Raw genomic sequence first — 14,041 nt, 5'->3', positions numbered from 1 at the left:
GAACGTTTGTTCGCTACCATAGCCGGGTGAGAAAGCTGACCGAACCCCAAGCACATCGCGGCCGCGTCGCCATCATCGAGGGAAACTTCCCCGAGGGGATGCAGGCTCGTTGCGCCTGGTGTCGTGACGTTGCACCCGTCAACGAGGGTGAGTTCGTCGCGTCCACCCGGCCCGGCAACGGCCCTTCGCGACTCTTTCGTTGCTCCGACTGCGTGGACAAGGAGAGCGCGGCTTAGCTGCCGGCGCCATCCGCTGCCTCGGCTCTAGCCGCCTGCAGCAACTGTTCCGTCGGCCACGTGGCCGATGCATGAGGATCGAACGGGTCAATACGTGCGCGCTGTTTGCGCGCCAAACGGTCCATGACCTCCAAGGCACCGGGTTCCTCGGACGCCTCGCGGGTCTCGACCACTCCGGCGGCGACCGCCCGCTCTAGATAGTCGCGCCCGATCTCCGAGCGCACCAAGACCATGGTCCATCCCTCCATCCCCAAGCCGCCGCAGGAGAGGTCGGCGTGCTCGGCCGCGAAGTCCGGGCAATGGTGGCACCACTCGTTGGCGTAGGGGCGAGCGTCGCGCAGGGGGATGTCCACGTCCCGCCCGTCCTTCAGGCTGACGATGACCTTGCCCTTCACGTTGACCTTCGTGATGTCGGTCAGCGGGATCTGCTTCTCCTGCTCGACCTTGCCGACCATGAAGGCCTCGTAGTCGAACGTCTCGCAGCACATAAGCCCGATCACCAGCTTCACCGGCCGGGTCCAGCGCTTGATGCCCTCCGCCGCGAGCTGCCTCACCGCGGTGGACTCACAGGACACCCCCACCAGAGCCACGTTCTTGCACTTGGCGGCGACCGCCTTCTTCAGGCCGAGCGGCGTCGAGCAGTACGTGTAGCGCGAGCCCGCCGTGGCCAGAAGGTCTGCGGAGGTCTGCACCAATTTCGGTTCGTCGAGCCACGGCACACCTTCAGAGGGGGCCGCCACCACCGCTCCGTCGAGCTCGCCCCGGTCGAGTCCCCATGCCAACAGCGCCGTCACCACCCCTCCGTCCTGCCCGCGCTCCAGGATCTTCGGGTCGGCGGCGCGAGCAAGGGTCTTGTAGATGTAGGTCCCCTCGGGCTGCTCGGGCTCGCGTCTCTTGCCGTGCACCACCTGCTCGATCACGTCGAGCGAAGGGTGGAGGCGCAGACACGCCATCGCGCAGAGAGAGCATCCCTCTTCGCCGTGGATGCAGTTGTCGAAAGGCGATCGAGCGTCGACTTGTACCGGATCGAAGTCCTGGAACTCGAGGACCTTGTGGGGACATGCAACGATGCACGCGGAGCATCCACAGCAGATCTCGGTCGCCACTATCTCTTCGTAGAGATGCTTCCAGTGCTTCCTGTCGGAGGTGACCACGGCGCCGACCTTAACCTTGCGGCATGGACGCAGGATTGCTTCCGGTGAAGAGGTTGGACCGTGCGAAGCAGAGACTCTCGACGCACCTCAGCGGGGACGAACGAAGGCGCGTTGCGGAGGCGCTTCTCGAGGACGCGCTGTCGCTGTGCGGAACGGTCGAGTTCCTCGAGTGGTGGGTGGTAAGCGATGACCCATACGTCTTGAGTGAGGCGAACGGGAGGGGTCTCGCGACGTTCGAGGACCCGGGCGAGGGGCTCAACGCGGCGGTCTCTGCGGCGGTCGTGGCCGTCGCGGCCGCGGGGGCGGAGAGCGTCACCGTCATCCCATCGGACGCTCCGCTGGCGTTCCGCGGTGATCTGGTTGACCTCCTGGACACCGGCGCGACGAGCGAGATCGTGTTGGTTCCGTCGCAGCGGGATGGAGGGACCAACGGCATGTACATCACTCCGCCCGAGCTACTACGGCCGACCTTCGGGGAGGGCAGCTTGAGGCGCCATCTCGAACAAGCCGAGAGAGAGTCGCGGCGTTGCGCACTGCTCTCTCTGCCACGGCTCGCGCTGGACATCGACACGGTCGAAGACATCAGAGAGTTCCTTTCGAAACCGAAACACGCGCCCAGCCGGACGGCCGAGGTGCTCGAAGAGCTGCGGTATCGCGTGGCGGACTAGCCGCTCGTGCCGGCGGAGCCGGACGCGGACTCTTCGGCCCTCTGCACCGCCACGGACTCGGCTCGTCCAGCGAGGTCCTCAAGCCGAGCGGGTGTCGGTAGGCGCACCGTTCCGCCGCCGTTCAGGAGGAATCCCCCCCCTAGCGCGACACCGCCCAGCACCAGCAGGACGATCGCCTGCACCACCGACGGATCGCGCGGCGCGTCGAATCCCCCCGCGCGGCGGCCTTCGTCGAAGCCCGCGGCTCGACCGAATGCGTAGCCGCTGAAGACGAAGAACGCGATGGCTGCTGCGATCAGAAGCCCTTGGACGAACCTGATCGTCCGGCGTTGCCGCGTCGGCGCGACGGGACCGCGGTGAGCTCCTCCAAGAGCGGCTCTCTTCACGCATCCAACATACGTGCCCCGGGCGGCAGCCGCAGTCCGCGAGGCCGCCGGGAACGAAGCGCCCCCACGGTCAACCGCCGGCTGCCGGTGCTCCAGGCCGAAGAAAAAGGCCCCGGTCTCCCGGGGCCTGTGTTGCTGTATGTGAAGGATTTACTTCTTGCCTCCGCCGACCGCATCCTTGAAACCGGCGCCCGGCTTGAATGCGGGAACCTTCGTCGCCTTGATCTTGATCTCTTCACCCGTACGCGGGTTGCGCGCGGTGCGGGCCGAACGTGCGCGGCGCTCGAAGGTGCCGAAACCCGGCAGCTGAACGCGCTCGCCTTTCTTGACCTGGGTCGTGATCGTGTTGATGGTCGCGTCGAGAACCTCTCCGACGACGCGCCTGTTCTCGCCGGTCGAGCCCGCGATGGAATCGATGAGTTCCTTCTTGTTCAAACCTGCTCCTCCTTGTCGGGAAACCAGTCCTGGATGGGCCGCGGGCTACCCTATAGGCCGGGGCGTCGGGCACCGAGGTTTCCCACCCACTCCGCCACCTTTCTGGTCGTTTCGGCGGCCCTACCGCTCCCCCGCCACGGGTTCGGCCGCTGCCTCGGCCGCCACTCGAAGCTGTTCGACCCCCACCAGCCGCAAGAACGACGCATCCACATGCGTCTGAAGCCTCGTCAAAACCACGTTCCGATCCACCGCGATCTCCACCCGCCCGGACACTCCCCGCTGCTGCAATACCGCGACCGCTCGAGTCCGCGCCGCCTGCGGATCCACACGCATGGCGCTTCCCTCCGTCGCGTATAACGCCTTCACGTCAACCTCTCCCGCGGCCGCAATCGCCGCCGCGTCCACCGCGTTCTGCAGGCTCCGCCGCATCAGGAACAGCCTCGTTCCGTCGACGGCAACTCCCGCCACCATGAACGAGACGAGACAGAGGCCAACCACCAACAACATGACCTGGCCGCGTTCGGCGGCGCCTCCGCGGGTCAACTGCGGCTCCTATAAGGGTCGATCCTCGCCACGTGACGAGCCCGGACCGTCACCGACGGCTGCGATCCGGCGCCCAAGAACGGGAGGCTCAGAACGCGGACCGGAACGCTCACCCGCACCTCGATGGGAGATCCCCTTTGGAACGACCCGAGCCCCTGGACCTCTGCATCGGCGCGCGAGCTAGACACACCGTGCCCCTGGAAAGCCGCGGCGACGGCGGCGTCCGCAGCGCGAACCGCCTCGGTGGCGTCGGCCGCTCGTGCCGCAGCGAACCCACCATCTCGAGCCGCGGCGGTCGCCGCGAGCGCCGCCCGGTGAAGTTGCGCCAGAGACCCAAGCATCAGTGCAACCGGAACCAAGAGCACGAGGCCCAACAGGATCGGCTCGAGCAGCGCAGACCCCTCTTCGTCGACGATCACTCTGGTTCTCCCTCGACGAACGCCTGTGCCGCGGAGGTCACGGGGATCGAGAGCGGCAGCGGGCCGAGAGACCGCAGACGCGCCGTAACCCGGACGAGGACACGGCGACCGTCCACCGCGGTCGCGGAGACCACATCTACCTCGAGGTCCTGGACGAGTGAGCCGACCGAATCCTGGACCGTTCTGGTCGCAACGATCTCCCCGACCTGTAGCGCCGCACCGCGCTCGACCATCGCGCGCAACCCTTCGTGCGCGGACGCCTGCACGACGTTCCTGCCGTAGAGGGTGAGGGCGACCTGGATCGTTCCGACGGTTAGGACCATCAGGAGCGCGATCGACATGACGGCATCCACCGGGGCGGAGCCCCGCTCTCCCAGGCTCAGCAACCCACGCTGCCGCACACGTTGGACAGCGCGGTCGTCACGATGCTCACGAGCCGGTCCCGCGCTATCCCCCAGATCGCCACGACGAGCGCCGAGCTCATCAGAACGATCAGAATGTGGCCATCTATCTGAGCGTTAGCGTCCCCCAGGTGTACTCGCTCGTCCGTTCCGGGGAGCTTCCGGCCATCAAGATCGGGGGCCGAGGTGTGTGGCGCGTCGACCGAAGGCAGCTGGACGAATACATCGAGCGGCTCCACGAGCAGACGCAGGAATGGGCACGGGCTCACCCCCTCAACCCCCGGGAACGAGCGTGACGCCGACCACGAGCCGCAGCGGGATCACACGGCGCCCGTTCCGCTGAGCGACCACTACGTGATCGCGGCCGGTTCGGATGAGACGGCCTCTGAAGCTGCACGCATCGGCCACGACCTCCACCTGCCGAACCTCCCGCGCCCAGATCCGCAGGACCTCCACGAACGACCTGCGATCGAGGTCCGGAGGAGAGCCCGCCGCCTGTAGCCACACCGTCACTCGATCGAGGCGCCAGACCGCGTCAAGCGGGGCCCCGGAGCCGCAGTAATCCGAACCCACGACCGACAAACGCGCGCTTGCCCCGCCTGGTGGAGTCACCACAGCATCACCCGCCCTGGTGACCGCGATCTGAACCGTCCGGTCCTGGAGAAGGCTCACGGCGAGATCGTTCGCAGCGGCTTCCTCCTCTCTGGCCACAGAAGCATCGAAAGTGTCCTCGAGCCTCCGGATCGTGCGCTGCAGGTGTCTCGCCACCGGCTTCTCCTCCTCGTCCGTCGGGACGCGGATGGTGCCGGACGGGTCTCACAAGGGGCAAATCAGAATGATTTCGCGCTCTGGTTGACATGCGTCCCGATGCTGCTATATCTATCCTCACGTAAACGCAGGTAACCGGCATCGAACTTACCAAAGGAGGAGCATCATGAAGAGAACGCAGCGCTCTTCCCTCCGCCGCTGGCGTGTCGTCCCAGCCGCGGCCCGCCTCATCTCCCTGCTTGGCTGCGCGATCACGCTCCAAGCCACCCCCGCTGCGGGACAGCCGCGGCGCCCGGTCCCCCCCTCCCGCGGCGCCCGGCCCGCAGCACCGCCTTGGTCTGAGGGGAGCGGGATCTCTCCTCTCCCGCTCCCCCGGACCCAGGCAACCCCGCCCGCTTCGACCCCGTCCGCACCGCAGCCGTGGTCCGACCGAGGCGAGGCGGCTCCCCTGCCGACCGCCCGGCCGCACGCCGTCCCGTCCCCGTCTCGCCCGCCCGCAGCCGAGTCCCGGTCCGAATCAAACGACACGACTCGCCTCCCCGGCCGGGCGCACACGGTCGCGGTGCCTTCGGGCCATCCCGCCATTCATGGCCGCACGTCGCAAGGCGCTTCCGCACCTCGCCGCCTCTTCCCGCGAGCAGCCGACGTCAACGAGGAGAAGCGGCGTCGCACCGAGGCGATGCAGCGGCATCCATCGGGCAAGGGGCAGCGCCCGTGCACCGGTACGCACAGGGTCCGGCGAGGCGAAACCCTGTGGGGGATCGCAGACGCGGTCACCGACGCTCCCGATGCATCCGCCGTACTCGCGGCAACGCGCGAGATCTACGCCACCAACAGGGAAACCGTTGGTGACGACCCGAACTTGATCCTCCCCGGCCAGATCCTCGCGCTGCCGAGCGACTGCGACCGGTGACGGTTCTCCTGCAGGCTGCCGTCGCGAGTCGGTTCCGGGAGCGCGGCCTATTCCGTCCAGGCGGCGGCCTGACAGGATGAACCCTCGAGTGAGAAACCTGGCTGCTGCTGCGGCTGGATGTGCGGTTCTACTCTTCCTCATGCTGCGGCCCGGCGGGGTCGGATCCAACCGCTCAGCCACCATCGCGCCGCCGGATCCTGCTGGGACCAGGTCCCACGAGGTGGTCCCTACACCCACGGCCCAGCGCCTGCCGAGAGTGAGCTCAGACCGCCGCTTGGTGTCCTACGCGGTGCCGGCCACGGAGCTAGACGGCTTGCAGCTCGGGCTCGCACCCGGCAGCACCGTGGATATCTGGGTGGCGTGGGAGCCTCCGATCACCAACGCTCCCGAGATCCACCAGCTGATAACGGGCGCAACCGTCGAGAAGATCGTGCCGCCGGTTCTGCCGGACGGCCCTCACGTCGCACTACTGCTGGTCAAACCGGAACAGGTGACGGATCTCCTCTACGGGGACCGTTACGGCGCCCTCAGCGTGACGATGCCGGGGGGATAAGACACCTCGAGAAGGTTCTCTAGACGGACAGAAGACCGGCCCGCTGGAGCGCCAACTCGAAGTCGTGCGGATTGCTCGTCGCCGACTTCGCATCCTCGAGCGTCACCTGACCCGACTGGAACAGGCCGATGAGCGATTGGTTGAAGGTCTGCATCCCGTAGAAGCCCGATTCCCCGACGATCTCGTGGATCTCGTGCGTGCGGTCGCCGTCCATGATGCAGTCGCGGATGCGGCCGTTGTTGACCATGATCTCCAAAGCCGGCGCTCGGCCGCCTCCCACCTTCGGCAACAATCGCTGCGTCATGACGCCGACCAACGAAGCGGCGAGCGCCGATCGCACCTGCTTCTGCTGATGCGACGGAAAGAAGTCGACGATCCGGTTGACCGTCTCGACCACATCGGTCGTGTGGAGTGTGGCAAGAACGAGGTGCCCGGTCTCCGCTGCCTGTAACGCAGCGCTGATCGTCTCGAGGTCCCGGATCTCACCGACGAAGATGACATCAGGGTCCTGGCGCATCGCAGCGCGCAAAGCTGCGTGGAAGCCCATCGTGTCTTGACCGACCTCCCGCTGCGTCACTACGGACATCGCGTCCGCATGGAGGATCTCGATCGGGTCTTCGATCGTGACGATGTGGCAGCGGCGCGTCTCGTTGATGAACTTCAGTATGGCTCCGCAGGTCGTGGTCTTCCCGGACGAGGTCGGGCCGGTCACCAGCACGAGGCCCCGGTGTTCCTTCGCAAGCTGCTCCACCACCGGTGGAAGCTGCAACTGACCGAAGTCGGGCGCGCCGGGCAAGATCCGCCTGGCGGCCACGCCGAGGGATCCCCGCTGGCGATGCACGTTGACGCGGAAGCGACCGAGGCGGGGCATCGAGTAAGCGAAGTCCACCTCTCCGGTTTTCTCGAGCGTCGCGCGCTCCTTGTCCGTCGTCAGAAGCGCCATCGCCATCTGGTTCGCGTGGTCTGGGTTGATCGTTGGGTAGTCCAACGGTTGCAGGAGCCCGCTGGTCCGGATGGTTGGCGGAGACCCCGCCTTCACGTGCAGGTCCGATGCCTTCACCTCGACGATGTAACGCAGAAGATCCTCAACCGTCGCCTGATCCCCGTTGCCCGTCCGCTTCAGCGGAGGGAGCTCCGCCGCCGGCTCGACGCGCGGCTCGGGAGCCTGAGATTGCTCGGGAGCCTGAGATTGCTGGGCAGCCTGAGGTTGCTGGGCAGCCTGAGGTTGCGCGCCACCAGCAGGGACCGGCACGGGTGGCGCTGCCGGCGGGGCGTGATGTGGTTCGGGGGGCGGAGGCACGACAGCGCGGTGGGCCGGCTGCAACGTTTCGAGGTTTTCCATCAGCTAGGACTTCGGTCGGGGGGACAGCGCCCTTGAGAAAAGCATGTGGATAAATGCCGCGGCGTCGCGCAGCGTCGCCGCAGGTCCATGTGGCGTCACTCTTCGCGTTCGGTTCCCCGCTCTGCTGCGATAGTTGCGTTCGGCGAGCCGACAAACGTTGCGGCGACCTCGTACAAAACAAAAGGGACCCGAAGGCCCCTCTCGCTCTTTGAGCGCTGGACAGTGTGCCTGCCATGGAAACCAGTGTCTTCAACTAGGAATCAATTGACTCCTTAGAAAGGAGGTGATCCAGCCGCACCTTCCGGTACGGCTACCTTGTTACGACTTCACCCCAATCGCGGACCCCACCTTCGACGGCTCCTTCCCAAAGGGTTAGGCCACCGGCTTCGGGTGTTGCCCACTTTCGTGGTGTGACGGGCGGTGTGTACAAGGCCCGGGAACGTATTCACCGCAGCGTTGCTGATCTGCGATTACTAGCGACTCCGACTTCATGGGGTCGAGTTGCAGACCCCAATCCGAACCACGCGCGCTTTTTTGGGATTCGCTCCACCTTGCGGTATCGCAGCCCTCTGTGGCGCGCAATGTAGCATGTGTGCAGCCCTAGACATAAGGGCCATGCTGACTTGACGTCATCCCCACCTTCCTCCGAGTTGTCCCCGGCAGTCCTTTTAGAGTCCCCGGCATTACCCGCTGGCAACTAAAAGCAGGGGTTGCGCTCGTTGCGGCACTTAAGCCAACACCTCACGGCACGAGCTGACGACAGCCATGCAGCACCTGTGCTAGCCCCTTACGGACACGGGCTTTCACCCGCTTTAACTAGCATGTCAAGCCTAGGTAAGGTTCTTCGCGTTGCATCGAATTAAGCCACATGCTCCGCCGCTTGTGCGGGCCCCCGTCAATTCCTTTGAGTTTTAGTCTTGCGACCGTACTCCCCAGGCGGAGTGCTTAATGCGTTAGCTGCGGCACAGAGCGGGTTGAAGACCGCCCCACACCTAGCACTCAACGTTTACGGCTGGGACTACCAGGGTATCTAATCCTGTTTGCTCCCCCAGCTTTCGCTCCTCAGCGTCAGGTAAGGCCCAGAGATCCGCCTTCGCCACCGGTGTTCCTCCTGATATCTGCGCATTTCACCGCTACACCAGGAATTCCGATCTCCCCTACCTACCTCTAGCTATCCCGTATCGAATGGCCTCTCAGAGTTGAGCTCTGAGCTTTCACATCCGACGCGAACAGCCGCCTACGAGCTCTTTACGCCCAATAAATCCGGACAACGCTTGGTCCCTACGTATTACCGCGGCTGCTGGCACGTAGTTGGCCGGACCTTCTTCTGCAGGTACCGTCACCCGAAGGCTTCGTCCCTGCTGAAAGAGGTTTACAACCCGAAGGCATTCATCCCTCACGCGGCGTCGCTGCGTCAGGCTTTCGCCCATTGCGCAAGATTCCCTACTGCTGCCTCCCGTAGGAGTCTGGGCCGTGTCTCAGTCCCAGTGTGGCTGGTCGCGCTCTCACGCCAGCTATGCGTCACTGCCTTGGTAGGCCGTTACCCCACCAACAAGCTGATACACCGCGGGCCGATCCCAGACCGAAAAAACTTTGCCCTGCTCTGCATGCGCAGTGCGGGGGTTATCCGGTATTAGCAACGGTTTCCCGTTGTTATCCCAGAGTCCGGGGCACGTTACCCACGTGTTACTCACCCGTTCGCCGCTTTCAGGGAGAAGGGTTACCCCTTCTCCTTTCGTCGCTCGACTTGCATGTATTAAGCACGCCGCCAGCGTTCGTCCTGAGCCAGGATCAAACTCTCCGTAGAGATTTCGACAATTTGGTCCACGCGTGCGGCGAAGCCGCCTGCGCTTCCCAAATTGTTGAAACTATGACGCTCCTAGCAGGTGGTTAACCGAAGTCATCCACCTCGAAGCGTCAAAGTTTGAAGCTGTGCATCAGCGAACGTCGACTAGTGAAAGTCATGAACGTTTGCCGAATTTATTTGTGGTACTTGATCGCCGAAACTCTCATTCCGACGAGGGTCCACTGGTTTCCGTTCGAACATCTCCTTGCGAAGGAGACGTTCTCTCGGCAGGCACACTGTTCAGTTCTCAAAGAGCGCTACTTCGTCCATCAGGGCAAACAAAAACGCCGGGCCAAAAGCGCACCGGCGAGTCACCAAGCATCCTGGTCTTGCTAGATCAGGTGCCTTATAGGCGACTCCTCCTGTCTCTTCGAGCACGGTCCTGGCAGGAGGGCCGGGATCCGTACGTGCCAAAGTTCTTGCCCCTCGGGGCCTGTGTAATTTAGCAGACCCGTAGCGAGACGTTCAACCCCCTGCTGCGCAGGCGTATTCCCGCGTCCACGCCCCTAGATCACCTTTACGAAACGCCGTTTTCCGACCTGCACGAGGGCGCCTTTCAGCTCGGACAAGGGGAACTCCTCGCCTCTCGTCTGCTCACCGTTGATCCGGACGCCACCCTGCGTCAGCAGCCGGCGGGCCTCACCTCGAGACGCCGCCAGCCCGAGCTCGGCGAGGACCCGCGGGAGGTACACGATCTCACCGTCGATCGAATCCGGGGGAAGCTCCGCCTCCGGAACCTCCTCCGGTGCCCGGTGCTCCTTGAACTGGCGGTCGAAGGCTGTTTCGGCGGCAGCGGCGGCGGCCTCGTCGTGGTAGATCGCCACCACACGCCCCGCCACCAGGCGCTTTGCGCGCCCGGCATCGGGCCCCCCGAGGCGAACGGCGGTCTCGACGTCCGCCACCTCGTCGGGAGCCATGTCCGTTGCGAGGACCGCATAACGCGGGACGAGCGCGTCCGGGATGCTCATCAGCTGACCGAACATGACGTCCGGCTGCTCGCGTATGGAGACGTAGTTCTTCAGCGACTGCGACATCTTCTGGACGCCATCTAGCCCCTCGAGCAGGGGAAGCGTCATCGCTATCTGCGGCTGCTGCCCGTAGGCGCGCTGTAGGTCCCGCCCCACCAACAGGTTGAACAGCTGATCGGTGCCGCCCAGCTCTACGTCCGCCTGGACCGCAACAGAGTCGTATCCCTGAAGCAAGGGATACATGAACTCGACGAGCGAGATGGGGCGGTTGTCCTTGTACCGCTTGGCGAAGTCGTCGCGCTCGAGCATCTTGGCCACCGTGTACCTCGCGGTCAGCCGCAGGATGTCGGTCATGTCCATCGGCTCGAGCCACTCAGAGTTGTAGCGGACCTCGAGGTTGTCGGGGCTCAGGATGTTCATCAAGGATGCGACGCAGGACTCCGCGTTCGCCTGCACCTCTTCTTTGGTTAGCTGTGGCCGCGTGTCGGACTTGCCCGAGGGATCCCCGATCCGAGCCGTGAAGTCACCGACGATCAGGACCGCGGTGTGCCCGAGGTCCTGGAAGTCGCGCAGCTTCCGCAAGGGGACGGCCCACCCCAGCGTCACATCGCGCGCCGTAGGGTCGAGCCCGAGCTTCACCCTCAACGGTCGTCCTGCTTCGAGCCGCTCGGCGAGCTCCTCGCCCGGCACCACGTGCTCCGTCCTTCTGATGAGGACGTCGAGCTGGCTGTCCTCTCGCGCCGCCATAGCGGGTGATGCTAGACGAGAGATAGGACCGCCACCGCCTTAGAATCCAGTGCAGATGCGGCGCCCTCACAAGATCCTGCTCGCCCTGATCCTCCTCCTCGCTCTGGTAGGAGCGTCATGCGCGCGCTTGACCGACCAGCTCGCCGACCTCCCGAAGCTCCAGCGGAAGGATCTGCGGTTCACCCTCGCCCAGTCCTCCAAGGTCTATGACGCGAACGGGGGGCTGATCACCACCCTTCACAAGACCGAGAACCGCACCGTGATCCCCCTGTCCCGGATCCCGAAGCGCGTGCGAGACGCCGTGATCGCGATCGAAGACGAGCGCTTCTACGAGCACCAGGGGGTTGACCTTCGGGCGGTGCTTCGCGCTCTGCTCGCGAACGCGCAGAGCGGAGAGATCAAGGAGGGCGGGTCCACGATCACTCAGCAGCTGGTCAAGAACCTGATCATCGCCCCCGGAGCGATCGCCGACAAGACGCTCGAGCGGAAGATCACCGAAGCGGCCCTCTCGCGGCAACTGGAGAAGAAGCTCACGAAGAAGGAGATCCTGGAGAGCTACCTCAACACCGTCTACTTCGGCAACGGCGCCTACGGGGTCCAAGAGGCGGCAAGGACCTACTTCGGGCGCACCGCGGCGAGGCTGAGCCTCGCCGAAGCGGCGACGTTAGCTGGACTCATACAAGCGCCCGAGGACTACGACCCGTACGACGATGCGAAGGCGGCGACCGAGCGGCGAGATCTCGTGCTCACGAAGATGGAGCAACTGGGATGGGCGAGCCCGAAGAAAGTCGAGCGGGCGAAGAAGGAGAATCTAAAGCTTCAAAAGGCGTCGAAAAAGGACCGTTATCCCGCCGCCTACTTCATGGACTACGTCCAGCGGCTGATCACGTACGACCCGCGCTTCGAAGCCGTCGGCGAGACCATCTCCGAAAGGACGAAGCGCCTCTTCAAGGGCGGATTGCGCATCCACACCACGGTCGACCTGGACATGCAGGCTGCAGCGGAAAAGGCCGTGGCGTCCGTTCTTTCGTACGAGGGGGACCCGGCGGGGTCGCTCGTGGCTATCGATCCGAAGACGGGCCACGTGAAGGCCATGGTCGGGGGCCGCGACTACTTCGCCACCCCGAAGGAGGATCCGCGCGCCAAGCTGAACCTCGCGATCGTGAACGAGCCTGGCCTCGGCCGAGTGAAAGACGTAGAAGACCCGCCGGACGAGAACGACGTAGAACTGCGCGCACCGGGAACCGGGCGTCAAGCCGGGTCCGCCTTCAAGGTCTTCGCTCTCGCCGCCGCAATCGAAAAGGGGATCCCGCTTGCGAAGACGTATCAGGCGGGCTCCGAGGTCGTCTTCCCCGGACTCGGCGAGAACGGCACCGACTACAAGGTCCAGAACTACGAGGGCGGGAGCTTCGGCAGCAGCCTGTCGCTCCTGGACGCGACGGTCAACAGCGTGAACGTCGTGTACGCCCAGTTGGTCATCGACGACATCGGCGAGGAGGCCGTCACGGACGTCGCCGAACGGATGGGGATCAGTGGTTACGACCCGCTCCTCGCGGTCCCGTCGGCCGTCCTCGGCACGAACGTCGTCAACCCGTTGGACATGGCGTCCGCATACGGGACCCTCGCAGCCAACGGCACGCACCATCCACCGGTCGCCATCACGAAGATCACGGCTCCCGACGGCGAGGTGATCTACAAGGACGAGACCGAACCCGAGGAAGCGCTCGAGCCCGCCGCCGCGTACATCGCGACGACCGCTCTTCAACAGGTGATCGAGCGCGGAACGGGTGCGACCTATGGCGACATCGGCCGTCCCGCCGCCGGAAAGACCGGAACCGCACAGGAGTATCGCGACGCATGGTTCGTCGGCTACACGCCGGATCTCGTCGCGTCCGTGTGGGTCGGTTATCCCGAGGGCTCGATCGAGATGAAACCGGACTGCACCTACTCGACGCAGCCGTGCAAACCCACGCGCACGATCACGTCCGGAGGCGTCACGGGCGGCTCGTTCCCGACGCAGATCTGGGCTGCGTTCATGTTGCAGGCCCTTTCAGATGTTCCCGCGTCGCAGTTCGTCGCTCCTGAGGCCGGCACGGTCACGGTAAAGATCGATTCGCGCACCGGCTGCCTGGCGACGAAGCTGACACCCGAGCAGTTCGTCACGGAGGCGACCTTCGCCGAGGGGACGGAGCCCGAGGAGTCCTGTCCTTACGAGGGCGAGGACACGGAGGTACCGGACGTGGTGGGCTTCCCCGCCGACGCGGCCGAGGGCATCGTGGAGCGCGCGGGGTTCACAGTGGTCCGTCAGGCGGTGGGAAGCTCGAGCTACCCACCCGGAACGGTGGTCGCACAGACCCCGAGCGGCGGATCTACAGCTACGGAAGGCTCCACGGTCACGCTTTCGGTAGCGACTCCCGGAGCGAGTGGCGGCGGCGGGGCGACCGCCGTGCCCGACGTTCTGGGACAGTCCGAGTCGTCCGCGGAGTCCGAGCTGCACGCGGCGGGGTACGACGTTCGCGTCGTCTACCAGAGCGAATCGAGTCCAGGCCAGGCGAGGAAGAACCGGGGCAAGGTCTGGAAGCAGTCGCCTCCCTCCGGGACCTCGGCCGAACCCGGCTCGCTCGTGACGATCTGGGTGAATCCCTAGGGTCCATCCTTTCCC

15 protein-coding genes and 1 rRNA gene are annotated in these 14,041 nt (G+C 65.0%); 6 read left to right on the top strand and 10 right to left on the bottom strand.

All coding sequences use genetic code 11. From position 1 onward, the window contains the following. The first annotated feature begins 26 nt into the window (after positions 1-26). The gene (locus tag M3N53_11115; protein MDP9068877.1) at positions 27-236 is read left to right on the top strand and encodes a hypothetical protein; all 210 of its coding nucleotides are present in this window, start codon (positions 27-29) and stop codon (positions 234-236) included. Here M3N53_11115 and M3N53_11110 read toward each other — a convergent pair. After that, on the bottom strand, positions 233-1,390 hold the full coding sequence (locus M3N53_11110) for a Coenzyme F420 hydrogenase/dehydrogenase, beta subunit C-terminal domain (GenBank protein ID MDP9068876.1): 1,158 nt from the start codon (positions 1,388-1,390) through the stop codon (positions 233-235). The genes M3N53_11115 and M3N53_11110 overlap by 4 nt on opposite strands. Before the next feature lie 23 nt (positions 1,391-1,413). Here M3N53_11110 and cofC point away from each other — a divergent pair, with 23 nt between their 5' ends. Next, complete coding sequence (cofC, locus tag M3N53_11105; protein MDP9068875.1) at positions 1,414-2,058, top strand: 2-phospho-L-lactate guanylyltransferase; 645 nt, start codon at positions 1,414-1,416, stop codon at positions 2,056-2,058. On the opposite strand, the gene M3N53_11100 is transcribed toward cofC, so the two are convergent. From M3N53_11100 to M3N53_11080, 5 genes are all read right to left on the bottom strand, one after another. After that, a complete protein-coding gene (locus tag M3N53_11100) occupies positions 2,055-2,444 on the bottom strand; it encodes a hypothetical protein (GenBank protein ID MDP9068874.1) in 390 nt (129 codons plus the stop codon). The genes cofC and M3N53_11100 overlap by 4 nt on opposite strands. 150 nt (positions 2,445-2,594) lie before the next feature. Next, complete coding sequence (locus M3N53_11095) at positions 2,595-2,879, bottom strand: HU family DNA-binding protein (GenBank protein MDP9068873.1); 285 nt, start codon at positions 2,877-2,879, stop codon at positions 2,595-2,597. 120 nt (positions 2,880-2,999) lie between these two features. Next, a complete protein-coding gene (locus M3N53_11090; protein ID MDP9068872.1) occupies positions 3,000-3,422 on the bottom strand; it encodes a pilus assembly protein TadG-related protein in 423 nt (140 codons plus the stop codon). After that, entirely contained in the window at positions 3,419-3,841 is a 423-nt protein-coding gene (locus tag M3N53_11085) for a hypothetical protein (protein ID MDP9068871.1), read from the bottom strand. Before M3N53_11085 ends, M3N53_11090 begins: the two co-directional genes overlap by 4 nt. Then, positions 3,838-4,182: a hypothetical protein gene (locus M3N53_11080; GenBank protein MDP9068870.1), complete on the bottom strand. Its 345-nt coding sequence runs from the start codon at positions 4,180-4,182 to the stop codon at positions 3,838-3,840. The genes M3N53_11085 and M3N53_11080 overlap by 4 nt, the downstream gene beginning before the upstream one ends. A gap of 158 nt (positions 4,183-4,340) precedes the next feature. Here M3N53_11080 and M3N53_11075 point away from each other — a divergent pair, with 158 nt between their 5' ends. After that, positions 4,341-4,538, top strand: a complete 198-nt coding sequence (locus tag M3N53_11075) for a helix-turn-helix domain-containing protein (GenBank protein ID MDP9068869.1) — start codon at positions 4,341-4,343, stop codon at positions 4,536-4,538. Here the strand turns inward: M3N53_11075 and M3N53_11070 are convergent. Further along, positions 4,516-5,010 (bottom strand): hypothetical protein, encoded by a 495-nt coding sequence (locus M3N53_11070; GenBank protein ID MDP9068868.1) that lies wholly within the window; start codon positions 5,008-5,010, stop codon positions 4,516-4,518. The two genes, M3N53_11075 and M3N53_11070, sit on opposite strands and share 23 nt — an antisense overlap. Positions 5,011-5,689: 679 nt before the next feature. Here M3N53_11070 and M3N53_11065 point away from each other — a divergent pair. Both M3N53_11065 and M3N53_11060 read left to right on the top strand, forming a co-directional pair. After that, complete coding sequence (locus tag M3N53_11065) at positions 5,690-5,923, top strand: LysM peptidoglycan-binding domain-containing protein (protein MDP9068867.1); 234 nt, start codon at positions 5,690-5,692, stop codon at positions 5,921-5,923. Positions 5,924-6,179: 256 nt separating this feature from the next. Beyond that, entirely contained in the window at positions 6,180-6,476 is a 297-nt protein-coding gene (locus M3N53_11060; protein MDP9068866.1) for a hypothetical protein, read from the top strand. 19 nt (positions 6,477-6,495) lie between these two features. Here the strand turns inward: M3N53_11060 and M3N53_11055 are convergent, their stop codons facing one another. The 3 genes from M3N53_11055 to tyrS all read right to left on the bottom strand — a co-directional run bounded on the left by M3N53_11055 (position 6,496) and on the right by tyrS (position 11,379). Continuing rightward, the gene (locus M3N53_11055) at positions 6,496-7,728 is read right to left on the bottom strand and encodes a type IV pilus twitching motility protein PilT (protein ID MDP9068865.1); all 1,233 of its coding nucleotides are present in this window, start codon (positions 7,726-7,728) and stop codon (positions 6,496-6,498) included. A 366-nt stretch (positions 7,729-8,094) separates the two neighbouring features. Then, positions 8,095-9,625, bottom strand: a 16S ribosomal RNA gene (locus tag M3N53_11050). A gap of 545 nt (positions 9,626-10,170) precedes the next feature. Further along, positions 10,171-11,379, bottom strand: a complete 1,209-nt coding sequence (gene tyrS, locus M3N53_11045; protein MDP9068864.1) for a tyrosine--tRNA ligase — start codon at positions 11,377-11,379, stop codon at positions 10,171-10,173. 55 nt (positions 11,380-11,434) lie between these two features. On the opposite strand from tyrS, the gene M3N53_11040 reads away from it, so the two are divergent. Next, the gene (locus M3N53_11040; protein MDP9068863.1) at positions 11,435-14,026 is read left to right on the top strand and encodes a transglycosylase domain-containing protein; all 2,592 of its coding nucleotides are present in this window, start codon (positions 11,435-11,437) and stop codon (positions 14,024-14,026) included. The last annotated feature ends 15 nt before the right edge of the window (positions 14,027-14,041 follow it).

This window comes from Actinomycetota bacterium (genome assembly GCA_030776625.1).
Taxonomy (GTDB): domain Bacteria; phylum Actinomycetota; class CADDZG01; order CADDZG01; family WHSQ01; genus MB1-2.
The sequence above is the reverse complement of the archived record's forward strand: the minus strand, read 5'-3'. Positions and strand labels throughout refer to the sequence as shown.

Coding starts and splice junctions, on each gene's coding strand:
- M3N53_11080 (MDP9068870.1), bottom strand. CDS start 4,182: ATGTCGATCGCGCTCCTGATGGTCCTAACCGTCGGAACGATCCAGGTC.
- M3N53_11065 (MDP9068867.1), top strand. CDS start 5,690: ATGCAGCGGCATCCATCGGGCAAGGGGCAGCGCCCGTGCACCGGTACG.
- M3N53_11040 (MDP9068863.1), top strand. CDS start 11,435: ATGCGGCGCCCTCACAAGATCCTGCTCGCCCTGATCCTCCTCCTCGCT.
- tyrS (MDP9068864.1), bottom strand. CDS start 11,379: ATGGCGGCGCGAGAGGACAGCCAGCTCGACGTCCTCATCAGAAGGACG.
- cofC (MDP9068875.1), top strand. CDS start 1,414: ATGGACGCAGGATTGCTTCCGGTGAAGAGGTTGGACCGTGCGAAGCAG.